The sequence below is a fragment of the Streptococcus sp. 21.1 genome, assembly GCF_016648635.1.
Taxonomy (GTDB): Bacteria; Bacillota; Bacilli; order Lactobacillales; family Streptococcaceae; genus Streptococcus.
This window is the reverse complement of the sequence record NZ_JACLQL010000002.1, coordinates 68,563-89,695: the sequence shown is the minus strand read 5'-3', so window position 1 is coordinate 89,695 and position 21,133 is coordinate 68,563. Positions and strand designations below refer to the sequence as shown.

The 21,133-nt window shown below is 39.5% G+C and carries 24 protein-coding genes; 5 read left to right on the top strand and 19 right to left on the bottom strand.

The genetic code is table 11. The features are described from left to right. Positions 1 to 167 precede the first annotated feature (167 nt). Positions 168 to 2,069 (bottom strand): sucrose-specific PTS transporter subunit IIBC, encoded by a 1,902-nt coding sequence (locus H7U01_RS02265; RefSeq protein ID WP_064523071.1) that lies wholly within the window; start codon positions 2,067 to 2,069, stop codon positions 168 to 170. 188 nt (positions 2,070 to 2,257) lie between these two features. On the opposite strand from H7U01_RS02265, the gene H7U01_RS02260 reads away from it, so the two are divergent. Continuing rightward, positions 2,258 to 3,700 (top strand): sucrose-6-phosphate hydrolase, encoded by a 1,443-nt coding sequence (locus H7U01_RS02260; protein WP_014632609.1) that lies wholly within the window; start codon positions 2,258 to 2,260, stop codon positions 3,698 to 3,700. Positions 3,701 to 3,708: 8 nt separating this feature from the next. Then, positions 3,709 to 4,674 carry a LacI family DNA-binding transcriptional regulator gene (locus tag H7U01_RS02255; protein ID WP_064523074.1) on the top strand — a complete coding sequence of 322 codons (966 nt, stop codon included), beginning with the start codon at positions 3,709 to 3,711 and terminating at the stop codon, positions 4,672 to 4,674. Between the two features lie 90 nt (positions 4,675 to 4,764). Here H7U01_RS02255 and nusB read toward each other — a convergent pair whose 3' ends face one another. From nusB to uvrA, 11 genes are all read right to left on the bottom strand, one after another. After that, on the bottom strand, positions 4,765 to 5,199 hold the full coding sequence (gene nusB, locus H7U01_RS02250) for a transcription antitermination factor NusB (protein ID WP_048674951.1): 435 nt from the start codon (positions 5,197 to 5,199) through the stop codon (positions 4,765 to 4,767). After that, positions 5,192 to 5,581 carry an Asp23/Gls24 family envelope stress response protein gene (locus tag H7U01_RS02245; protein ID WP_002884704.1) on the bottom strand — a complete coding sequence of 130 codons (390 nt, stop codon included), beginning with the start codon at positions 5,579 to 5,581 and terminating at the stop codon, positions 5,192 to 5,194. The genes nusB and H7U01_RS02245 overlap by 8 nt, the downstream gene beginning before the upstream one ends. A gap of 70 nt (positions 5,582 to 5,651) precedes the next feature. Next, on the bottom strand, positions 5,652 to 6,212 hold the full coding sequence (efp, locus tag H7U01_RS02240; RefSeq protein WP_002891830.1) for an elongation factor P: 561 nt from the start codon (positions 6,210 to 6,212) through the stop codon (positions 5,652 to 5,654). A 115-nt stretch (positions 6,213 to 6,327) separates the two neighbouring features. Next, positions 6,328 to 6,783, bottom strand: a complete 456-nt coding sequence (locus tag H7U01_RS02235; RefSeq protein ID WP_002884736.1) for a deoxycytidylate deaminase — start codon at positions 6,781 to 6,783, stop codon at positions 6,328 to 6,330. A gap of 18 nt (positions 6,784 to 6,801) precedes the next feature. Next, complete coding sequence (locus H7U01_RS02230; protein ID WP_002891832.1) at positions 6,802 to 7,863, bottom strand: M24 family metallopeptidase; 1,062 nt, start codon at positions 7,861 to 7,863, stop codon at positions 6,802 to 6,804. A 132-nt stretch (positions 7,864 to 7,995) separates the two neighbouring features. Next, complete coding sequence (locus H7U01_RS02225) at positions 7,996 to 8,277, bottom strand: hypothetical protein (protein WP_073688467.1); 282 nt, start codon at positions 8,275 to 8,277, stop codon at positions 7,996 to 7,998. Between the two features lie 42 nt (positions 8,278 to 8,319). Further along, positions 8,320 to 9,180 (bottom strand): thioredoxin family protein, encoded by an 861-nt coding sequence (locus tag H7U01_RS02220; RefSeq protein ID WP_073688466.1) that lies wholly within the window; start codon positions 9,178 to 9,180, stop codon positions 8,320 to 8,322. Between the two features lie 266 nt (positions 9,181 to 9,446). Further along, positions 9,447 to 9,647, bottom strand: a complete 201-nt coding sequence (locus tag H7U01_RS02215) for a hypothetical protein (protein ID WP_073688465.1) — start codon at positions 9,645 to 9,647, stop codon at positions 9,447 to 9,449. Positions 9,648 to 9,683: 36 nt separating this feature from the next. After that, positions 9,684 to 9,833 carry a hypothetical protein gene (locus tag H7U01_RS02210; protein WP_171966959.1) on the bottom strand — a complete coding sequence of 50 codons (150 nt, stop codon included), beginning with the start codon at positions 9,831 to 9,833 and terminating at the stop codon, positions 9,684 to 9,686. Between the two features lie 174 nt (positions 9,834 to 10,007). Continuing rightward, the gene (locus H7U01_RS02205; RefSeq protein ID WP_037602605.1) at positions 10,008 to 10,250 is read right to left on the bottom strand and encodes a DUF3923 family protein; all 243 of its coding nucleotides are present in this window, start codon (positions 10,248 to 10,250) and stop codon (positions 10,008 to 10,010) included. 95 nt (positions 10,251 to 10,345) lie between these two features. Further along, positions 10,346 to 13,171: an excinuclease ABC subunit UvrA gene (gene uvrA, locus H7U01_RS02200; protein WP_201041060.1), complete on the bottom strand. Its 2,826-nt coding sequence runs from the start codon at positions 13,169 to 13,171 to the stop codon at positions 10,346 to 10,348. A gap of 294 nt (positions 13,172 to 13,465) precedes the next feature. Between uvrA and H7U01_RS02195 the strand changes: the two genes are divergently transcribed. The 3 genes from H7U01_RS02195 (at position 13,466) to H7U01_RS02185 (ending at position 16,147) form a co-directional block, all read left to right on the top strand. Then, positions 13,466 to 14,410: a magnesium transporter CorA family protein gene (locus H7U01_RS02195; protein WP_084869200.1), complete on the top strand. Its 945-nt coding sequence runs from the start codon at positions 13,466 to 13,468 to the stop codon at positions 14,408 to 14,410. A gap of 67 nt (positions 14,411 to 14,477) precedes the next feature. Continuing rightward, positions 14,478 to 15,149, top strand: coding sequence for a DUF1129 domain-containing protein (locus tag H7U01_RS02190; RefSeq protein ID WP_037602614.1), 672 nt, complete (start codon positions 14,478 to 14,480; stop codon positions 15,147 to 15,149). Positions 15,150 to 15,265: 116 nt separating this feature from the next. Beyond that, positions 15,266 to 16,147, top strand: a complete 882-nt coding sequence (locus H7U01_RS02185) for a DUF4300 family protein (protein ID WP_037602616.1) — start codon at positions 15,266 to 15,268, stop codon at positions 16,145 to 16,147. Positions 16,148 to 16,273: 126 nt separating this feature from the next. On the opposite strand, the gene rpsR is transcribed toward H7U01_RS02185, so the two are convergent. The 7 genes from rpsR to H7U01_RS02150 form a co-directional block, all read right to left on the bottom strand. Then, a complete protein-coding gene (rpsR, locus tag H7U01_RS02180) occupies positions 16,274 to 16,513 on the bottom strand; it encodes a 30S ribosomal protein S18 (protein WP_000068665.1) in 240 nt (79 codons plus the stop codon). Between the two features lie 41 nt (positions 16,514 to 16,554). Next, positions 16,555 to 17,073 carry a single-stranded DNA-binding protein gene (locus H7U01_RS02175; protein ID WP_002891844.1) on the bottom strand — a complete coding sequence of 173 codons (519 nt, stop codon included), beginning with the start codon at positions 17,071 to 17,073 and terminating at the stop codon, positions 16,555 to 16,557. Between the two features lie 11 nt (positions 17,074 to 17,084). After that, positions 17,085 to 17,375 carry a 30S ribosomal protein S6 gene (gene rpsF / locus H7U01_RS02170; RefSeq protein WP_002884188.1) on the bottom strand — a complete coding sequence of 97 codons (291 nt, stop codon included), beginning with the start codon at positions 17,373 to 17,375 and terminating at the stop codon, positions 17,085 to 17,087. A 433-nt stretch (positions 17,376 to 17,808) separates the two neighbouring features. After that, entirely contained in the window at positions 17,809 to 19,125 is a 1,317-nt protein-coding gene (locus tag H7U01_RS02165; protein ID WP_201041059.1) for an ISLre2 family transposase, read from the bottom strand. Between the two features lie 85 nt (positions 19,126 to 19,210). Then, positions 19,211 to 19,399 (bottom strand): hypothetical protein, encoded by a 189-nt coding sequence (locus tag H7U01_RS02160; protein ID WP_371482609.1) that lies wholly within the window; start codon positions 19,397 to 19,399, stop codon positions 19,211 to 19,213. A 90-nt stretch (positions 19,400 to 19,489) separates the two neighbouring features. Beyond that, complete coding sequence (locus H7U01_RS02155; RefSeq protein ID WP_201041058.1) at positions 19,490 to 20,281, bottom strand: ParA family protein; 792 nt, start codon at positions 20,279 to 20,281, stop codon at positions 19,490 to 19,492. Positions 20,282 to 20,439: 158 nt separating this feature from the next. Continuing rightward, positions 20,440 to 20,829, bottom strand: a complete 390-nt coding sequence (locus H7U01_RS02150) for a hypothetical protein (protein WP_049546111.1) — start codon at positions 20,827 to 20,829, stop codon at positions 20,440 to 20,442. Positions 20,830 to 21,133: the final 304 nt, after the last annotated feature.

The following is a 21,133-nucleotide window of genomic DNA, read 5'->3' as shown; positions in this document are numbered from 1 at the left end:
TCCTTTTATGATCAATAATAACTATTTATACTATTATAAATAAAAGCTAGGCAAAAGACAATCTAAATGAGACCTTGTTTAAGGAGGTACAGACTACTCTGCTTCATACTTTTCTTTATGAGCCATTTAACTAAAAAAGCCGAATTGGCTTCGACTTTTCTAGCTTATTATTTAACTGCGATGAAGTCTGCACCTTCAGCAACTGAACCAGTCGCTACTGATGAAACATCTTCGAAGTCTGCAGTGTTTGTAACGATAACCATAGTTGTATCGTCAAGACCTGCTTCAGTGATTACTGAGTTATCGAAGGTAGCCAAGACATCACCTTTTTTAATACGTTGATTTGCTTGAACTTTAGCATCAAATCCTTTACCGTCAAGTGAGACAGTGTCGATACCGATGTGGATAAGCACTTCAGCACCTTTATCAGATTTAAGACCGTAAGCGTGACCTGTTGGGAAGGCGATTTGCACTTCACCATCAAATGGTGCGACTACTTGGTTTCCTGAAGGTTTAATAGCGGCACCTTTACCCATAGCTCCTGATGAGAAGACTGGGTCATTAACATTTTCCAAAGCTACAACTTCACCTTTAAGTGGTGCAGCGATTGTTTCGGCTTGCAATGCAACTGGAGCTGATTCTGCAGATGCAATATCTTCAGCAACAACTTCTTTTTGAGCTTCAACTTCTTCCTCTTTGTAACCGAAGATCCAAGTAAGAGCAAAACCAAGAGCAAGTGTTACAAGTACCATGATCACATACTTAAGCACTTGACCGTTAAGGTAAAGAAGAGTACCAGGAACGATTGTTACACCAAATCCTGTACCAGCGAGGTTAAGGATTGAGGCCAACCAACCACCAGCAGCACCAGCGATAAGACCCATGATAAATGGTTTACCGAAACGAAGGTTAACCCCGAAGATAGCTGGTTCAGTGATACCAAGTACCGCTGAAAGAGTTGCAGGGAAAGCAAGTGCTTTCAATTTAGCATCTTTAGTTTTAACACCCACTGCAAGTGTCGCACCAGCTTGGGCAGTCATAGCAGCTGTGATGATAGCGTTAAGTGGGTCTTTACCAGTATTAGCAATGAGGTTAGCTTCAAGCAAGTTAAAGACGTGGTGAACCCCTGTAACGACGATAACTTGGTGAACTCCACCAAGAACAAGACCAGCAAGACCAAATGGCAAGTTAAGAATCCATTCTGTAGCAGCAAGAACATAGCTTTCAACAGTATGGAAGACAGGACCAATGATAAAGAGGGCCAAAGCTGACATTACTGCGAAGACGATAAGTGGACGCAAGAGAAGGTCAAGAACGTCTGGAACCCATTTACGAACCCATTGCTCGAACTTAGCACCAAGCAAACCTACGAAGAAGGCTGGAAGCACTGAGTTTTGGTAACCTACTACTGGAATAAAATCAAAGAAGTAAATTGGTTTAGCAGCACCTGATGCAACATCCCAAGCGTTAGGAAGGGCGTTGTTAACCATCATCAAACCAAGAACCAAACCAAGAAGTGGTGAACCACCAAATACGTTAAAGGCTGACCAACAAATCAAGGCTGGGAAGAAGGCGAAGGCTGTATCTGTCAATACAACTGTGTAAGTATAGAAATCAGTAGCAGCAAAAGCTTTTGATGTTGTACCGAACAAACCAAGAACTGTATCGTTATTGATTGCTCCACGGATACCCATGAAAAGACCAGTCGCTACGATTGCTGGAAGCAATGGAACGAAAACGTCACCGAATGAACGGATAGCACGTTGGAACCAGTTACCTTGTTTAGCAGCTTCTGCTTTTTGTTCGTCTTTAGATGCTGTTGGAAGACCTTGAGCAACGACTTCGTCGTAAATCTTGTTAACAGTACCTGTACCAAAAATCATTTGGTATTGACCTGAGTTAAAGAAAGCACCTTGAACTTTTTCAATGTTCTCAGCCTTTTCTTTATTGATTTTGTTTTCATCTTTGACCATCACACGTAGACGAGTCGCACAGTGAGCAACACTGTTGACGTTTTCACGTCCACCGAGGGCATCGATGACTTCTTTTGCAATTTGTTTGTTATCCATTTGCAAAATTCTCCTTAATAAAATTTGGTATGAAAGCGTTTAGCTTTTCTTTACGATAACTATTTTAGCATCTTTCTGCCATATGTCAACCGTTTAGCATATTTTTTTATTTTTTGTTATAAATCGTTGATTTTTATAGGTAAAACGTTTACTATATTATTAACAAATAGATTAGGAGATTACTAAATATGAATCTACCAACAGAAGTTCGTTACCGTCCATACGCAGATTGGACAGACGAAGAAAAAACAAAGATTAGAGAAAATGTCGCTAAATCACCTTGGCGTGCAAGTTACCATATCGAACCAGAAACAGGGCTTCTTAATGATCCAAACGGTTTTTCTTACTTTAATGGTAAGTTCCAACTTTTCTACCAAAGTTGGCCATTTGGAGCTGCTCATGGTTTGAAACAATGGGTGCATACTGAAACTGAAGATTTGGTTCACTTTACAGAAACTGGTGTCAAACTCTTGCCAGACCATGAAAATGATAGCCACGGTGCCTACTCAGGTTCTGCTTATCAAATCGGTGATAAACTCTTTATCTTCTATACTGGGAACGTTCGTGATGAAAACTGGATTCGTGACCCACGTCAAATCGGCGCTTGGATGGATAAAGACGGCAAAATCGAAAAATTCGACAAGGTTCTTATCAAACAACCTGCTGACGCTACTGGGCACTTCCGTGACCCTCAAATCTTCGATTACAAGGGACAATTCTACGCTATCGTAGGTGCTCAAAACCACGATAAACAAGGTTATATCAAACTTTACAAGGCAGTAGACAATGATGTCGAAAACTGGGTTGAGGTTGGTAATCTTGACTTTGGTGGCACTGGGTCAGAGTACATGATTGAGTGTCCTAACCTTGTCTTTGTAGATGGCAAACCTGTTCTTCTTTATAGCCCACAAGGTCTCGATAAAGCTGAACTTGACTACGGTAACATCTACCCTAACACTTATAAGATTTTCCAAGATTTCGACACAGAAAAACCTGCCCTCGTTGATGGCACACCAATTATCAACTTGGACTACGGATTTGAAGCATATGCAACTCAAGGCTTTAATACTCCAGATGGTCGTGCCCTTATTGTCAGCTGGATCGGTCTTCCAGATGTGGACTATCCAACTGACAAATACGACTACCAAGGGGCTATGAGCTTGGTTAAAGAATTGTCTATTAAAGATGGCAAACTCTACCAATATCCAGTCGAAGCCATTACAAGCTTACGTGCTAGCCAAGAAGATTTCTCTGAAAAAACGGCAACAACTAACACTTACGAGCTTGAACTTAACTTTGAAGCTAACACTCAAACAGAACTTGTCCTCTTCGCAGACCAAGAAGGAAATGGCTTGTCACTTACAGTTGATACTGAAAACGGAAAAGTTATCCTTGACCGTTCTAAAGCTGGTGAACAATATGCTACTGACTTTGGCACAAGCCGTGAATGCGCTCTTGATGCCGGTCAAGCTGCAACAGCAAACATCTTTGTAGACAATTCAATCGTTGAAATTTTCTTCAACAAAGGTGAAAAAGTCTTCACTAGCCGCGTCTTCCCAAGTGCAGAACAAACTGGTATCAAAGTAACGTCAGGAAACGTTTCTGGACACTACTTCGACTTGAAATACTAAGGTGATTTATGGTCGCAAAGCTTACTGACGTTGCCGAACTGGCTGGTGTGAGCCCAACCACAGTTTCTCGCGTCATAAACAAAAAGGGCTACCTCTCACAGAAGACCATTGACAAAGTTCACGCTGCTATGCAAGAACTCAACTATAAACCTAATAATTTAGCTCGAGGTCTTCAAGGAAAGTCGGCCAAACTCGTTGGCTTGATTTTCCCAAATATTTCCAATGTATTTTATGCCGAACTTATTGAACGTCTTGAGGATGAACTCTTTAAGCAAGGTTATAAAACCATTATTTGTAATAGTGAGCATGATCCTAACAAGGAGAGGGACTATTTGGAGATGCTCGCCGCCAACCAATGTGACGGCATCATCTCATCTAGTCACAATCTTGGTATTGAGGATTATGAGAAGGTTGAAGCTCCCATCGTTGCCTTCGACCGTAATCTCGCCCCAAAGATTCCTATTGTTTCGTCTGACAACTTTGAAGGTGGCAAGTTAGCCGCAAGAGCTATGGTCAAGGCTGGCTGTCAACGCATTGTCATGATTACAGGCTATGATAATTCGGATTCTCCAACAGGACTTCGTCAACTAGGTTTTAATTATGAATTGGACAAGGAAGGTATTATTTGTCCTGTTCCAAACGATTTGTCTCTCATGCGACGAGAATTAGAAATCAAATCTATTATCTCTCGTGAAAACCCAGATGGCATCTTTGTTTCGGACGATTTAACAGCTATCTTGGTTATGAAGATAGCTAGACAATTGGGACTTTCTATCCCAGATGACCTAAAAATCATCGGTTATGACGGTACCGCCTTTATCCGTCACTTCTACCCAGAGTTAGCAACTATCCAACAACCTTTGGATGAAATTGCTAAACTTTGTGTCGAAATTCTTCTCAAGAAAATTAAAGGCAAAACAGTTAATCGTGATTATGTACTTCCAGTGAGTCTGATTGCTGGTAGCAGTATATAAATGAAAGTCGCAAGAAATCTCCGCTTGCGACTTTTTTCTTGTTACATTTGTAGAAAAAAAGAAGTTGAAACAAGGCTCAACTTCTTTTGCTTATGCTTCATCTGTCACAAACTGACTAAGTACACCATTAATGAACTTAGCAGATGTTTCATCAGAATATTTTTTAGCGATTTCAATGATTTCGTTAATAGCTACACGTCCTGGTGTTTCTTCAAATGACGTGATTTCATAAAGTCCCAAACGAAGGAGAGTACGATCTGTCACAATCAAACGTGAGAGGCTCCAACTCTCTTTCAACTTTTCTTCAATTTGACTATCAAGTTGGGCCAACTCTTCACGGACACCTGTTACCAGGCTAAGGAGAAAGGCTGGTACATCAACTTCAGTTTCTTCGTCAATTGGCTTGTCATAAGTGTAAGCGAAAAGTGCTTGTTCCAGAGCTTCTCCACCAAATTCAAGGGCAAAAAGCGTTTGAAAAGCACGCTCACGAAGGTCACGACGTGAATCTTTAAAGATATTAGTCATTCAAAAAATCCTCGTTAAACAATTCAGCCAAGTCTGGTTTTTGTGACTTTTCAGTAACAATAGATTCAACGTGAACATTGACTTCTGAAATTGCCACTTCTGCCATATCATAGACAGCTGCTTTAACAGCCTTTTGAATTTCAATTGAAACCGCTGGTACGTTAACCCCATACTGAAGTGAGACGTAGATATCAGCATTTACAGTACCATCTTCTTCTGTTCGGAGGTAAACACCACGTCCCAAGCTTGTTTTGCTGAGACTATCCGTAACATTTTTATTTTGAAGGGCGTAAACACCTTCCACTTTAGTTGCAGCGATACCTGTAATCACTTCGAGCACGCGAGGGGCAATTACAATTTCACCGATATTTTCTGTAGTCATCGCATGTTTCCTTTCCGTTAGTTTGGAAAATAAAGCCTTCAAACCAGTGGTTTGAAAGACTTAGTTGGGCTTAGGCACGTGATACGTAAGTACCTTCAGCTGTGTTGATAACCAATTTTTGACCAGCTTCGATAAAGTCTGGAACGTTAACCACAAGACCAGTTTCAAGTGTTGCAGGTTTACCTGAACCTGTAACTGTTGCACCTTTGATAGATGGTTGTGTTTCAGTAACAGTCAATTCAACAGTTGTTGGAACTTGAACACCAATAACTTCTGTTCCGTAGAATTGGATTTTTACGTCTGAGTTTTCAAGGATAAATTTCAATTCTTCTTGAACGTTGGCTACTGGGATTTCATATTGGTCATATGTTTCAGTGTTCATGAAGTATGCAGTATCATCCATTTGGTACAAGTATTGTGCTGGTACTGTTTCGATGATTGCTTGTTCAAATTTTTCTTCTGGACGATAGCTAGTATCAAAAGTTGAACCTGAGCGAACATCACGCAATTTCATACGCATGATTGTGTTACCTTTACCAGGTTTGTGGTGGCTAGCTTCAAGAACTTTGATCAATTTGCCATCGTTAGTTACGAAAGTCATACCCGCACGGAGTTTACTTGCTTCAATCATTATTAAATACCTCTTTGTAAAAAATTATTATCAGTTTATTTTACCATAAATGATAGCATGGCTCAAATGTTTTATAGATTCAAGCCCAATCCTCAGGCTTTTTTCAAAGAACAAGCTAGTCATCCATTCCTAAGTGAACCTCTGGAACATCATGTTGCAAATAAGAAACGCCTTTTTGTTCCATCAATTCAATCGCAAAGGGATGGGGCCTATAATTGGCCTTGTATGTAATCTTAACAATACCAGCTTGCAAGAGAGCTTTGGTGCAGTTGATACAAGGAAAATGAGTCACATAAATCTCTGTATTTTTGGTAGAAATCCCCTCTTTGGCACATTGAATAAGGGCATTCATCTCTGCGTGTACCGTACGAATACAATGACCATCTTCCATATAGTGGCCTACTTCGTTACAGTTATCAGTCTCAGAAACTCCGCCATTATAACCTGTAGCGATAATACGCTTGTCCTTAACTAAAACAGCTCCAACAAAGGCACGGTCACACGTAGAACGCTTAGAAATCAGCTCTGCATTAGCCATAAAATAATCTTGCCAAGATAAACGGTTTGGCATAAAGTATTCCTCCAAATCTTAGAGAACAATCAATTCCTTAGGCGCAAGGGTAATCAATTCACAACCATTTTCTGTGATAATGATGTCATCTTCGATACGAACACCGTATTTATCAGCCAAATAAACACCTGGCTCGTCCGTCAAGACCATACCAGCTTCGATAGTCTCATCAGAGTTACCAAAGTAAGGAATCTCGTGAATGTCAAGACCGATACCATGTCCAATACCATGTGTAAAGTAGTCACCGTACCCCGCTTCGACAATAACATCACGCGCAACCTTATCATAGTCACGACGTGTCATACCAGCCTTAGCTGCGTCAATCAAGGCCTGGTTAGAACGTAGAACGATATCATAAATTTCACGCTCCTCATCAGTGGTGTCACCAATATGGATAGTACGAGTCATATCGCTAACGTAGTGGTTGTAGTAGCAACCAAAGTCCATCGTTAAGGTTTCACCAGATTGGATAACCTTTTCTGAAGCAACCCCATGAGGCATAGCAGAACGGTAACCTGAAGCAATGATAGACTCAAAGGAAACCCCGGAAGCTCCGTACTCACGCATACGGAAATCTAGGAAGTTTGCCACTTGTAGTTCTGTTGTTTGACCTGGTTTAATAAAATCAAGTACATCTGTAAAGGCACGGTCTGAGATAGAACAAGCCTTACGGATAGTTGCCAATTCTTTTTCATCCTTAATCATACGCAACTCTTCCATGAAGTTGCTTTGTGGTGATAAAGTGTAGCCTTCAAAGATCGCTTGAAGACCTTGATAGTAAGCAAATGATACCTGATTATCAAATCCGATTGTTTCCAGTTTATCAGCCTCGATAATTTTAACAATATCCTTAAGTGGGTCCTTACTTTCGATAATATCAAAGCCATGCACGGATTGTTTGGCAATGAGGGTATAACGTGAATCGGTTAAGAAGAGGCGACGATTCTTAGTGATGAAGACAGTCGCATTTGTCCCCCAGAAATCTGTCAAATAATAAATATTGTTTTGTCCTGTCACCAACAAGGCATCAAGGCCTGATTGGGCAAGTTTGGCATCAAATCGTTCAAGTCTACGTTGCATTATGAATTACTCCTTTGGTATTTTAGGTTAATTATACCAAATTTTCAGATTTTAAAGGATTAAATTGACATTTTAGCTTGTTTTTTTGAGGTCATAAAGAAAAAGCCAGATCAAACTCTGACTTTATTAGCATTACACAAAGGCTCGCTTTTCGTAGATAGTTGGCATAAAAAGGAGCAAAACCAAAGTCCAAACAAACAAAACAAAGGCTTCGCGAAGATTAAAGAACTCTTGACCACTAGTAAAGACTGCTCGCATAAAACTAAATGGTACATAAGTCATCAGCTTAGTCATGGTATCCCCTAAACTAGCCAAATAGAGCGTGAAGAAAGTCATTCCTGTTACTCCAAAATAAGCCGTTACAAAGGCCGTTAAGGTATTCTTCACAAACAAGACAAGCAAAGATGGAATCATATTTGATAAATTCTTTTATTCTCCAACTTAGAAAATAGTCTGTTAGATAAATTTCCCTAAAAGACTTATAAGCAGATCTGTTAGATTCCTAAAAACTTGCTTAATTTGAGACATTAGGCTAGTAACAGACCCTTCAGTATGATTAATTACATCCTTATCACTATCCTTGATAGTATCTTCAGAGGGAGATTCCGGTAAGGGTTTTTCCGCCCTCTCTACTACTTCTGTTCCCTCTGGTGTCTCTGTTTTCTCAGTTTCTTCCTTGAAAACAGCCTGATAAATAGCTTGGGCATCTGGAGCACTGCCAAGATAGCCAGAAACCAATTGACCATTTTTGAGACGAATGACACTTGGAGTCCCTGGAATTCCTAGCTTATCAAATAGTATTTTACGAGACTCACGGTCCAGCTGATCCGAATCTGTATTGTAATAAAGAAGCTGACCATCAATCAGGGTATTGAAATCCTTCAAAACTGGAGAATTTTGACGACAATAGTAGCAGGTTGGCCGCCCAACATAAAGGATATGGTCTCCGCCATCTTCAGTCAACATATTTGTAACATCACTATAAGAGACTGGCTTCAGGTTTTCAAGATTCTTTTCATAAGCTTCAACCGAAACCTCTTCAGACCTCACTTCTGTCTCAGCCACTCCCGTCTGTGATGATTGAGGAAGCGAATTTTCCTTTGTCTCACTAATAGATTCAACTTTCTCAGCTATCTGTTGAGAAGCTGTTTCAGAAGAAACTTCCACATTCTCTACTTCACCACTCTCAACAGAATTATTGGATAATTCGACTGTAGATTCCTTAACATCTAACTCATCCGCTGCTCCACTAAGCACCGCTAACTGGCAAGTACCTAAAACAAAACTCGCCATCAAAATAAATTGTATTTTCTTCATGTATTCTCCTTATTTGTTTACTGTGTTACATCTTACTTTTTACCAATTAACAAAAGCAATGGTACCATGACACTAATTACCATGTTCCTCTCCTTTTCTATTTAAATTAATACTTTAGCCACTAAGTCCAAGCTATGTCTTCATTATAAGAGCTTAACGAAATAAAAAATAGTGACATAAATGTCACCATTCTATAAGATTAAAGACAAAAAGAAAAGGCTAAGCAAATAAACTCAACCTAAGACTATAGTAATCAACATAGAAAATCATTTCTCCTTATCCTTACCCGCTACCCTAAGCGCAAACAAAGAAAAAGCTAGCGAAAGTGTTGACCAGACGAGACAATGGTCAATAAAGGCAACGCCTTCGGTGAAACTTAGCGTAGCAGTTATGATCACAATAAATAGCCAGACAATCACGATAACAATGCTTAAACTTCTAATAAGATTATTCTTCTGTTTATCCATACTCCTCTTTCCCATATCTGGTGCTCATGGTAACTTCTAATCGCCATAAGGAGGTCTTCTTTTCAACCACCATTTATTCCAACCCAATCGTTCAGGTAAGGTTTGAGGTTTAGATACAAAACCACCCCCTGTAACATTTTCTAAGGTTTCAGCATTGAGCTCTTCACCATATGCCTTAGTTCGCATTCTTATTTCTCCTTTCTTTTCAAAAATAAATACAGCAATAACCACTTGGACTATTCAAAGATTTAGTCGTCTTGGAAACCTAGTGCATTTGGGTATAAGGTCATTATAGGTTCTCTCTTTTCAAAAAAATAGTGACATAAATGTCACTATCTCTGAACACAAAAATCCAGCCCTCTATAAGACCTGTTCCAAAACTTGTTTATTTCTACGGTGTTTCAGAATAAGATAAAAAATAACCTCAAAAAGGAGAAAACTAAAATAAATTCCTAAAACGTAAAGCAAAGTTTCCCATTTATCTGTTGCTGATTGAAAATGGCCGTGATGATCCACTGTACGGATGCTAATTAAAAGACAAATATCTAGAAATAAGGCTAGAAGAATACCATTAAAGCCTATAAAAAAACGCTTTTTAACCATAGTCTGACTCCTGTATGTTTTTTCTTAACCATAGAATAGCAAACTCAACTTAAACCAGCCTAAAGCAAAAAAAAGACTCAGAGAGCCCTTTTTCTTTATGTCAATTTTTCTTTCAAATATTGTCCTGTGTAGCTTTCTGGAACAGCTGCTACTTCCTCTGGAGTCCCTGTTGCTACGATGGTACCTCCACCGACACCGCCTTCAGGACCCAAATCGATGATATGGTCTGCGGTCTTGATAACATCCAGATTGTGCTCAATCACGAGAACAGTGTTGCCATCATCCGCAAAACGCTGAAGCACCTTCAAGAGACGTGCAATGTCATCTGTATGGAGACCCGTCGTCGGTTCATCCAGAATGTAGAAGGACTTCCCTGTAGAGCGTTTGTGCAACTCACTAGCCAGTTTCATACGTTGAGCCTCACCACCTGATAAGGTTGTTGCTGGTTGTCCCAAGGTCACATACCCGAGCCCCACGTCCTTGATAGTTTGAACCTTACGAGCAATCTTAGGAATAGCCGCAAAAAAGTCAACTGCGTCATCAACTGTCATATCCAAAATTTCAGCAATATTCTTGCCCTTATAACGAACTTCTAAGGTCTCAGAATTATAGCGTGTGCCATGGCAAACCTCACAAGGGACATAAACATCAGGCAAGAAGTGCATCTCAATCTTAATAATGCCATCACCAGAGCAAGCTTCACAACGGCCACCCTTGACATTGAAAGAGAAACGCCCCTTCTTGTAACCGCGAATCTTGGCCTCATTAGTTTGGGCAAAAAGATCACGAATATCGTCAAAGACACCTGTGTAAGTCGCTGGATTAGAACGAGGTGTACGCCCAATTGGACTTTGGTCAATATCAATCAATCGCTCGATATGCTCAATGCCTGTCACTGATTTGTGTTTACCAGGTTTCTCACTATTTCGATTGAGCTCTTGGGCAATCTTTTTCTTGAGAATTCCATTAACCAAAGTCGATTTTCCCGAACCAGAAACACCAGTGACTGCAATCAACTTTCCAAGCGGAAACTTGACAGATACATTCTTCAGGTTATTCTCGCTAGCACCTTTAACCTCGATAAAACGACCATTACCTACACGACGTTCCGTCGGTACAGGAATTGATTTAGCACCTGACAAATATTGCCCGGTGATTGAATTCTTGTTCTTAGCCACTTCCTCTGGGGTTCCTGAAGCCATGATTTGACCACCAAAGGCACCAGCACCAGGCCCCACATCGATAAGCCAGTCAGCCTCACGCATGGTATCTTCATCATGCTCCACCACAATCAAGGTATTGCCCAAGTCACGCATCTTTTTAAGACTTGAAATCAAGCGATCATTGTCACGCTGATGAAGCCCTATAGAAGGCTCATCCAACACATATAAGACTCCAGAAAGGTTAGAGCCAATCTGTGTTGCCAAACGGATACGCTGACTCTCACCCCCAGAAAGGGTTCCAGCCATACGAGAGAGGGTCAAATAATTAAGGCCTACATTATTTAAGAAAGTCAAGCGATCCTTGATTTCCTTAACAATTGGACGAGCGATCACTCCCTCGTTTTCACCCAATTCAAGGTTATCGATTTCCTGAAGATGATCTGAAATAGACAAATCAGAGATTTGACCAATATTGAGGCCATTCTCACCACCAACACGAACCGAGAGAGCTGCTTCGTTAAGACGATAGCCATGACAAGTTGGACATGACAACTCATTCATATAACCTCGCATGACATTGCGAGTGAAATCACTATTGGTCTCGTGGTAGCGACGATTGATATTAGTCACAATCCCTTCAAAAGGAATGTCAATATCACGCACCCCACCAAAATCATTAACATAATGGAAGTGGAATTCGCGGTCCCCAGATCCATAGAGGATCAAATCCTGTTCTTCTTTTTTCAGATTTTCAAATGGTGTATCCATATCCACACCGAACTGCTCCATGGCCTGCTCAAGCATAGCTGGATAATAGTTGGACGATATAGGATTCCAAGGCGCCAGAGCACCTTCACGCAAGGTTTTACTAGCATCAGGGATAACCAAATCCATATCAACTTCCAGTTTATTACCCAAACCATCACAGGTCGGACAAGAGCCAAACGGTGCATTGAATGAAAAGAGACGCGGCTCCAACTCTGGCACTGTGAAGCCACAAACTGGACAAGAATAATGCTCTGAGTAAAGCAACTCATTATCATCCATAGTATCCACAATCAAGTAGCCATCTGCTAAACGAAGGGCCGCCTCCACCGAATCAAAGAGACGACTACGGATACCCTCCTTATTTACCAAGCGGTCTACAACCACTTCGATATTATGCATCTTAGACTTAGACAACTCTGGCACTTCTGTGACATCGTAAATCTCACCATCTACACGAACACGAACATAACCGTCCTTTTGTACACGCTCAAAAACGGCCTTGTGTTGCCCTTTTCTACGACGAACAATCGGCGCTAAAATCTGCATACGTGTACGCTCTGGAAGGGCTAGAACCTCGTCAACAATCTGTTCCACAGAGGACGACTGAATGGCTCCATGACCATTAGGACAATAGGGAACACCCACACGCGCATAAAGGAGACGAAGATAGTCATTAATCTCCGTTGCTGTCCCTACAGTCGAACGAGGGTTTTTGCTTGTTGTTTTCTGATCAATGGAGATGGCAGGACTCAAACCATCAATCGAGTCCACATCAGGTTTCTCCATATTACCCAAAAACTGACGAGCATAAGCCGAGAGACTTTCAACATAACGACGTTGCCCCTCTGCATAGATGGTATCAAAGGCCAAGGAAGACTTCCCAGAACCTGACAAACCCGTAACCACTACCAGTTTATCACGTGGAATCTCCACATCGATATTTTTTAAATTGTGAGCTCTTGCTCCATGAATCACTAACTTATCTTGCATATTTTAAGAGGCCCTAACCCAGAAGCTACGGCCACTCCTTTCTACAGACGGATGGAAAATCCATCCCGACTTTCTCTCATATTATAACAAAATTTCAATTTATCCAGCCCAAAAATGTTTCAAATGTAGTATAATATTGGAGTGTCTAAAAAAGGCAAGGAACATCGTCCCAAGCCTCATTTGACATCACTAAAAAAAGCTAAGAGCGGTGTTTATTTTACTTAAAAGCGATTGTAAAAATCCTTTTATAATCAAGACGCTAGCGCTTACCTAATGACAAAGGAGGGGTTCCCATTGAAACAAATGTTCTTATCCACCGGAAAAGAATTCAAAGAAATTGAAACATTCGAGCCTGGTGCCTGGATTCATTTGGTAAACCCTTCCCAGGAAGAAGCCATGAAGGTTGCAGAACGTTTTGACATTGATATCCAAGATCTCCGCGCCCCTCTGGACGTGGAAGAAACATCACGTATCGATGTCGAAGATGACTACACCCTAATTTTGGTCGACGTCCCAACCCAAGAAGAACGTAATAACAAAAGTTACTACGTTACCATTCCATTGGGTATCATCGTTACCGAAGAGGTAGTCGTTACTACCTGCCTCGAGGACATCAGCCTTATGGACAACTTCCTCAATCACCGTGTACGTAACTTCTATACCTTCATGAAGACACGCTTTGTCTTCCAAATTCTCTATCGCAATGCTCAACTTTACCTAACCGCCCTACGTTCTATCAATCGTCAGAGCGATAAATTGGAAGCTCAGTTGGAAAATGCGACAAAAAACGAGCAATTGATCGACATGATGGAATTGGAAAAATCCATTGTCTATCTAAAAGCCTCACTTAAGATGAATGAGCGAATTGTCAAAAAGCTAACAGGTAACGCCTCAAGCTTGAAGAAATATATCGAGGACGAGGATCTCTTGGAAGATACCCTGGTCGAAACCCAACAGGCCATTGAGATGGCAGGCATCTATGAAAATGTCTTGAACGCTATGGCTGAAACCTCGGCCTCTATCATCGGTAATAACCAGAACACTATCATGAAAACACTGGCTCTCATGACTATGGCTTTGGACATCCCAACCGTTATCTTCTCCGCTTACGGTATGAACTTTAAAAACAATTCTATGCCCCTAAACGATTTAGATAACGCCTTTTGGGTCATTTTCTTCATCGCGGCTCTCGGGTCATCTTGCGTTGTTATCTACTTTATCAGAAAAAAATGGTTCTAACATAGGGCCTCTTCTTTTCCCTAAACTTCAACACTAAAAATAATATTATTTATCGAAAGGTCATCTCATGGACATCCAAAAACTCACCAAGAAAAACCAAGAATTTATTCACATCGCAACCAACCAACTTATCAAAGATGGTAAGTCAGACCAAGAAATCAAAGATATCCTGGGCGATATTATTCCTGAACTTATCGAAAATCAGAAAAAAGGAATCACTGGCCGAGGACTCCTTGGTGCTCCAACTGTTTGGGCAGCTAGTTTCTCTCCTGAAAAGCACCAACAACCTGAAATTGGAAAACCTAGCAAAGAAATTCCAGAAACAGACAAAACACCTTGGAAAATGTGGCTTGATACCTCACTCTTCCTTCTAGCCATCGTTGCAATCATGAACGCAATCTTTGGTTTCTCAGGTACACAAACTAGTTACGGCCTCACAACCCTTCTTTCAGTGTCATTCATTGGCGGTCTTGCTATGTATACCCCTTACCACTACATCTACCGTCACAATAACAAACCAAAAGAAGAACGTCCAAAATGGTGGTTCAGCATGACCATCATCACTCTCTCTTTTATTGCATGGTTTGCCCTCTTTAGTCTTACAGCCCTTCTTCCAAGCTACCTCAACCCTGGTCTTTCACCAATTGTAATCCTTATCATTGGTGTCATCGCTGGTGTTGCCAAATACTTCTTCAAACGTCACTACAACGTTCAAAGTACTTACGCACCTGCATCTTAATCAATCTCATTCCTAAGCACCCAGAAGGGTGCTTTTTTACGTCAGAAATCTTGACACAGTTGGTTGTTCTATACTAAAATGTTAAAGTTAATAGACAAAAGAAAGAAATCCAATAGATGCGTATCAAATTCCCTCTACTAATCATTGCTTGCTGCCTATTACTTATGGCATGCAGCCACAAGAATACTCAGAAAAACTATCAAGCTTACTATAGTTTCAACAACGTGACGACTCCCACTCAGGAAAAACAGCTAGCCAAAGCCTTAAAAAGCAAAGGCATACCGACCAAAGACTGGGACAATCTAGCCCCTTATATTACTCGTTATAATCAGGAAAATACAAACCTTCAGCCAGTTGTCAAAAAATGGACCAAAAGTAAAATCGGTAAAGATCAAAACCAATTCGTCACCTTTCTTAATGAAAAAACTTTTGAAGAGAATAAATCACACTTTACTGACGACTTAAACTGTCGACGAACATCTTTCCTCCTTCTTCACGACCTTATTACAAGCTCAGAGGACCTCACCAAATTAGAACTCCCCCTTCAAAACGAATTTATAGATCTTAAGTCACACCACAAAGAGTTAACTGCCAAGGATCAAGCTCTCTACAGTCTCCTTTTTGGTGATAATATCAGCTATCAGTCTACAGACGATCTCCTTAAAGCTTGGAAAAAAGCTGGACTCAAGTTTCCAGAGAAGGTTAAACTCCTATCGGTCTTTCAAAATAGCCCTGGTGATGTCAGCAATTTCCACACAGCTATAGCTTACGAAAAAGACGGCAGTATCTATGTCTTTGAAAAACAGGATCCTACACTTCCTTACAGGTGGAGTCGCTTCAACAATTGGGCAGATATCAAAACACACTGGTTATCCAACCGCTTCAAGGTCTTCAAAGATAATGTTGATATCCTCGTTAACGACCAAAAATTTGATGATTTCTTAGAAAACACACTCTATATACCACAAAACAACCAACTAGCTCCTCAAGACGAATGAGAAAGCCAGTTGGTTGTTCTTTTTTCCCTAAAATATAAAACAAAACCCTCCTCTGTCAGTCCTAGAAAGGACAAAAGCCTACATAATCAAGGCAGAAAAAAACACCCTCAGTCGAGGGTATTATTTTTAGTCTTCATTTACGTAAGGCATAAGTGCCATAACGCGAGCACGTTTAATCGCTGTTGTTACTTTACGTTGGTTTTTAGCTGAAGTTCCTGTTACACGACGTGGAAGAATTTTACCACGTTCTGAAACGAAACGGCTAAGAAGCTCAGTATCTTTGTAATCAACATATTCGATTTTGTTAGCTGCGATGTAATCAACTTTTTTACGGCGTTTGAATCCGCCACGACGTTGTTGAGCCATGTTTATTTCTCCTTTATATATTTAATTCGTTTTGTCCATTCTTAGAATGGGAGATCGTCATCTGAAATATCCATTGGATTTGAATTACCAAATGGACTCTCATCACGACCGAAGTTTGGTGTAGATTGCGCAGGTTGTGATCCACCAAATGAACCACCAGTTGAAGCTCCACCACCGAATGAATTTGAATTATCAAATCCTCCAGCGTTGTAAGAACCACCACTGTGACCTTCACGTGCCGCACGGCTTTCCAACATTTGGAAATTATCAGCGACAACTTCAGTTACGTAAACACGTTGACCTTGTTGATTTTCATAGTTACGAGTCTGAATACGACCTGTAATTCCAATCAATGCGCCTTTCTTAGCCCAGTTAGCCAAATTTTCAGCTTGCTGGCGCCAGATAACACAGTTAATAAAGTCTGTTTCACGTTCACCATTAGCACCCTTGAAGTTACGGTTAACCGCAAGGCTGAATGTTGCAACAGCAACGTTACTTGGTGTATAACGAAGTTCCGCATCACGGGTCATGCGACCAACGAGTACGACATTATTAATCATAATTTACCTTCTTACGCGTCAAGTTTAACGATCATGTGACGAAGAATGTCACCGTTGATTTTTGAAAGACGGTCAAACTCGTTAAGAGCAAAATCGTTATCAGATTCAACGTTAACAACGTGGTAAAGTCCTTCACGGAAATCTTGGATTTCGTATGCAAGACGACGTTTTTCCCAATCTTTTGATTCAACAACAGTTGCACCGTTGTCAGTCAAGATAGAATCGAAACGTGCTACCAAAGCGTTTTTAGCTTCTTCTTCAATGTTTGGACGAATGATATAAAGAATTTCGTATTTAGCCATTGATATTTTCCTCCTCTTTTGGTCTAATGACTCATGGTCTTTCGCCACGAGTAAGTGAGGTGCACTCACAAGATATAATTTTACCAAAGTTTGAGGGATAATGCAAGGAAAAAGTAAAGAGTGTATGTGTCTTGTTTTGGGAGAAATTAAAATCACCAAGAGAACATAAAAGAAAGACCGAAAAAGTGTAGCGTTTTCACTCATTTCAGTCTTGACTTTACTGTTATCTTGATGATACAATAATTTTAAACTGATTAAGCAACTACTACTTGTTTAATCGGTAAGGCGGAAAGGTGTTCGCGCACCTTCCGTCTTTTTCTCGTGTTTTATCTATAAGATTATTATATCACAATTAGAGTAAATTGCAAGTGTTTTTGCTAAATAAAGTTTCTTAAAAGCCTATAATATCAAGGGTTCTTTTAATTTTCTATTATCATAATTTCCTAATCATAGGAGTCAAACCATCACGTGCAACTCTTGCTCCAGGGATCAAATGCTCACTTTTATTTTCTCCCCTAACTAGATCAAAATGATCTAGTTTTTTTATTTTTTTGTATTCTTTTCTCCAACTACCAAAAAATATATCCCGTAAATCTCCTGAATAATACAACAAAATTATTTGAGCCATAGCAACAGCACCTTCTTCTGACCAATACATACCACGTTTTTTCATTCGATATGTCATTTTTCTGTGTTGTGACTCCATCACACCAATGGTTAAATCCCCTAGACCTCTATCCTTTGGTGATGCCGTATAGCTAAAGTCATTGATGATACGTTTCTTGAAGGCCTGAAATGACTCTATCTTAGCATCTGTCTCTAATAGCGACTCTGCTGTATCTAAGATTACCTTTAGGCCTGTCCTGTCTCTTTTCTTAATTTTCTTGACTGCAGCATCAGCTAAATCGCAAGAAATAGGAGTAAGATTTTTCTTGATACACTCACTAACATGGTAGGGGTCCCAAAAGTGAATATGCTCACCCTTGGAACAAAATTTAACAAATTCACGGAATGATGACGGGGTGTAGCCTTTTCCCCCATCTGAGTTTGTGATGATAGTTGTTCCTGGTGCTAGCTCAAAATTAGTTGTTATATAATCAAGCAGTGTATCTTTAGCTTTTTTCACTTTTGCGTTAATAACTTCAAATTTATTTTGCAGTTTCTTTCTACAACTACTATCAGAACCCGTGTGTACGACAAAATGGCTTAATTCTACGGAGGACCGTTCCGACTTTCTCACCCAAACACCATCACCTTCAATATAAATTATGTCGGCCTTGATTTTTTCCTTTCGTTCGATACTTTCTGATAAAGCCCAAGAATCGTACTCTTCTTTTTGCTTGATGAGATTACCTGCTTCAGACACGGCCCTATGAACGACATTCTTTGAAATACCAATATCTTGTAATAAATCAAATACCTCAACGACTTTACGGTAAGGCATAAAAGAGGCCAAAACAGTCACCAAGTATAGAAACTCTTGCGAAAAGCGCTGCCGTGGAATAAGTCCTAACTGTTCGTCTAAAGGAACCCTAATGACATTTCCCTTCTTCCAACGACTTCTTGAAAAGGTCATAGTTCCAAATGAAAAGGTTACTGTTCGTTCTTTTTCGTTAACTCTTTTGAAGCCTTGAGCCCTCATGCTAGTTGCTATCGTCTTCTCGTAAGAAGCTACCATCTTAAGGAATAATTGCTGATTATTTTCCCTCAATTTTTGATGAAACTCTATTTCACTAAATGATGCTGTCATTCTTCCTCCAATATATTAAAAAAGACCTACTTATAATAGGTCATCATATTTATAGTTATATTTATAATTATGTTTGTATTTGTGTTTATAAGTTTTTGAAATAGTCATTTAGAAATGATGAAGCAGAGCGATAACCGTTCTCTTTTGCTAAACGATTTATCTTCTCACGTACAGAGGGCTGTAACGTGAATTGGAACTGCTTTGTTCTTTCAAAATCTTCTACTACCTTCACTACTTCTTGTTTTGTTTCTTTTTCTTCAGTAGCCTTCAACATTTCACTAATATTTTTATTGTTTTTATCAAATGCCATTAGATATCCCTTTCTTAGATATAATTATAATTATAATTATATCTATGTTTATATTTATAGTTTAGCAGCAATTTCTTCAAAAGTCACGTCAAGATCATCAAAGAATTTTTTATTATGTTGATAAATCACCTTATCTTCTTTCATCTCAGGAAGGGAAATCTTATCCATCGTTGAACGGTTAAAAAGTTCTTTTTGTGGAATAAATCCAATAACATCATCTTCTTCAGCGAGTGCTTCTATCAACTCTTTAGAAGATTTTGTGTTATGTTTAATCATGTTGCCGACAAAGAATAGTTTGGCTGTCACAAAACTTTCTCTTGTTTTATAATCAAAAGTCTCAGCTTTCAACTCTTCCAGACGCTCCTTGAGATTAAACTTAGCATGATAACCGTGTTCAGAAGGAATAACAGGACTTATAACCGCATGACTAACAATTACCGCATTTCTAGTTGCTGTCGAAAAGTCAGGGTGACAATCAATTATAATATAGTCGTATTGTCCTAAATTCTTACTTTCATAGTTATCCTCTAACCACATGTAAAGTAACATGTCTTTAAAGGACTTTGTTTCAAGGTCTTTTTCAATATTGTCGAGGCGGATATAACCAGGGATAAGGTCAATATTATCTTTAACATGATGGATAGTTACCTCACCTTTTTGTCTGAAGATATTTGCTATCGTTCCTTCAGCTTCAAAAATATTGTAGGTTTGTGTTAGGTTGCATTGATGATCAATGTCTAAAAAAAGAACAGACTTCCCCTTTTTAGCTAGGTCTTCCCCCAGGTTATATGCTAGAGTGGTTTTTCCCACCCCTCCTTTAATAGCAGCAAAAGTAACGATTTTCATTTTGATGCTTCCTTTCCTTGTTTAACTATATTATTATTATATCATTATAATTATATTTGTCAATATAAACATCAATATAATTATAATGATATTTATATTGAATTTTGACAATAAAAAACAGTGTAGCCACTACACTGTTCTCAAATCAATATTGCTATCTACCTTACAGGATAATTAATACCATCTTCAGGATCTTTGTACAACCTCATATATACTGGCTTTCCACTCAAATCAACTTCTCTCTCAGCAGCAGCAAAAAATTCTGGATCCCAATTCATAGGGCTATACCCTGAAACTAATGTCAAAAGATAAGCGCTTTTCCCATGAATTGTTTTTGTCTCAACCGTAAAAAGACTAAAATTTTGTTTAGTCGAAACAAAGACGGGTTTAGGGTTAGTTTTCTTTAGTTTGTCTCCCTCAACATACTCTTCCAGGAATTCATCTAATTCCTTAAGTTCCCAATCATGTGATTGGGCAACAATTTGATTTATCCTTGCTATATCAGAAGTGAGGACAAGCAAACTATCAACTCGTTGTGTATTTCTCATATCAACTTCCTCCTATTCTTGTCCTCATGTACTTACTGAAGCATGAAGATAGTAAATAACGGAAAGCATAACCCCCAAGCTCGTGAGCTTGGGGGTTCCTAAAGGGACAGCAAGACGATTAAGTTTTCCCTGCTGTTAATGGAAAAATGACGTAATCTAATTCATCATAAAAAAACGCAGGAGTTATCCTGCGTTCTACTACGTTACGTTAAAATTTCATAACGCTTCCATGAACCTATACGGTGACATGGAACAAGTAATTCTGATACTGTTATTATACTAAAACCTCACTAAGTTGTCAACA

Excerpts from the sequence above, each read along its gene's own strand:
- H7U01_RS02150 (WP_049546111.1), bottom strand. The coding sequence starts at position 20,829 with ATGAGAAATACACAACGAGTTGATAGTTTGCTTGTCCTCACTTCTGAT.
- H7U01_RS02265 (WP_064523071.1), bottom strand. The coding sequence starts at position 2,069 with ATGGATAACAAACAAATTGCAAAAGAAGTCATCGATGCCCTCGGTGGA.
- H7U01_RS02210 (WP_171966959.1), bottom strand. The coding sequence starts at position 9,833 with ATGCGAACTAAGGCATATGGTGAAGAGCTCAATGCTGAAACCTTAGAA.
- H7U01_RS02245 (WP_002884704.1), bottom strand. The coding sequence starts at position 5,581 with ATGACTACAGAAAATATCGGTGAAATTGTAATTGCCCCTCGCGTGCTC.
- H7U01_RS02225 (WP_073688467.1), bottom strand. The coding sequence starts at position 8,277 with ATGATTCCATCTTTGCTTGTCTTGTTTGTGAAGAATACCTTAACGGCC.
- efp (WP_002891830.1), bottom strand. The coding sequence starts at position 6,212 with ATGATTGAAGCAAGTAAACTCCGTGCGGGTATGACTTTCGTAACTAAC.
- H7U01_RS02230 (WP_002891832.1), bottom strand. The coding sequence starts at position 7,863 with ATGCAACGTAGACTTGAACGATTTGATGCCAAACTTGCCCAATCAGGC.
- H7U01_RS02190 (WP_037602614.1), top strand. The coding sequence starts at position 14,478 with ATGGACATCCAAAAACTCACCAAGAAAAACCAAGAATTTATTCACATC.
- H7U01_RS02220 (WP_073688466.1), bottom strand. The coding sequence starts at position 9,180 with ATGAAGAAAATACAATTTATTTTGATGGCGAGTTTTGTTTTAGGTACT.
- uvrA (WP_201041060.1), bottom strand. The coding sequence starts at position 13,171 with ATGCAAGATAAGTTAGTGATTCATGGAGCAAGAGCTCACAATTTAAAA.
- nusB (WP_048674951.1), bottom strand. The coding sequence starts at position 5,199 with ATGACTAATATCTTTAAAGATTCACGTCGTGACCTTCGTGAGCGTGCT.
- rpsF (WP_002884188.1), bottom strand. The coding sequence starts at position 17,375 with ATGGCTAAATACGAAATTCTTTATATCATTCGTCCAAACATTGAAGAA.
- H7U01_RS02260 (WP_014632609.1), top strand. The coding sequence starts at position 2,258 with ATGAATCTACCAACAGAAGTTCGTTACCGTCCATACGCAGATTGGACA.
- rpsR (WP_000068665.1), bottom strand. The coding sequence starts at position 16,513 with ATGGCTCAACAACGTCGTGGCGGATTCAAACGCCGTAAAAAAGTTGAT.
- H7U01_RS02165 (WP_201041059.1), bottom strand. The coding sequence starts at position 19,125 with ATGACAGCATCATTTAGTGAAATAGAGTTTCATCAAAAATTGAGGGAA.
- H7U01_RS02205 (WP_037602605.1), bottom strand. The coding sequence starts at position 10,250 with ATGGTTAAAAAGCGTTTTTTTATAGGCTTTAATGGTATTCTTCTAGCC.
- H7U01_RS02185 (WP_037602616.1), top strand. The coding sequence starts at position 15,266 with ATGCGTATCAAATTCCCTCTACTAATCATTGCTTGCTGCCTATTACTT.
- H7U01_RS02155 (WP_201041058.1), bottom strand. The coding sequence starts at position 20,281 with ATGAAAATCGTTACTTTTGCTGCTATTAAAGGAGGGGTGGGAAAAACC.
- H7U01_RS02160 (WP_371482609.1), bottom strand. The coding sequence starts at position 19,399 with ATGTTGAAGGCTACTGAAGAAAAAGAAACAAAACAAGAAGTAGTGAAG.
- H7U01_RS02175 (WP_002891844.1), bottom strand. The coding sequence starts at position 17,073 with ATGATTAATAATGTCGTACTCGTTGGTCGCATGACCCGTGATGCGGAA.
- H7U01_RS02215 (WP_073688465.1), bottom strand. The coding sequence starts at position 9,647 with ATGGATAAACAGAAGAATAATCTTATTAGAAGTTTAAGCATTGTTATC.
- H7U01_RS02255 (WP_064523074.1), top strand. The coding sequence starts at position 3,709 with ATGGTCGCAAAGCTTACTGACGTTGCCGAACTGGCTGGTGTGAGCCCA.
- H7U01_RS02235 (WP_002884736.1), bottom strand. The coding sequence starts at position 6,783 with ATGCCAAACCGTTTATCTTGGCAAGATTATTTTATGGCTAATGCAGAG.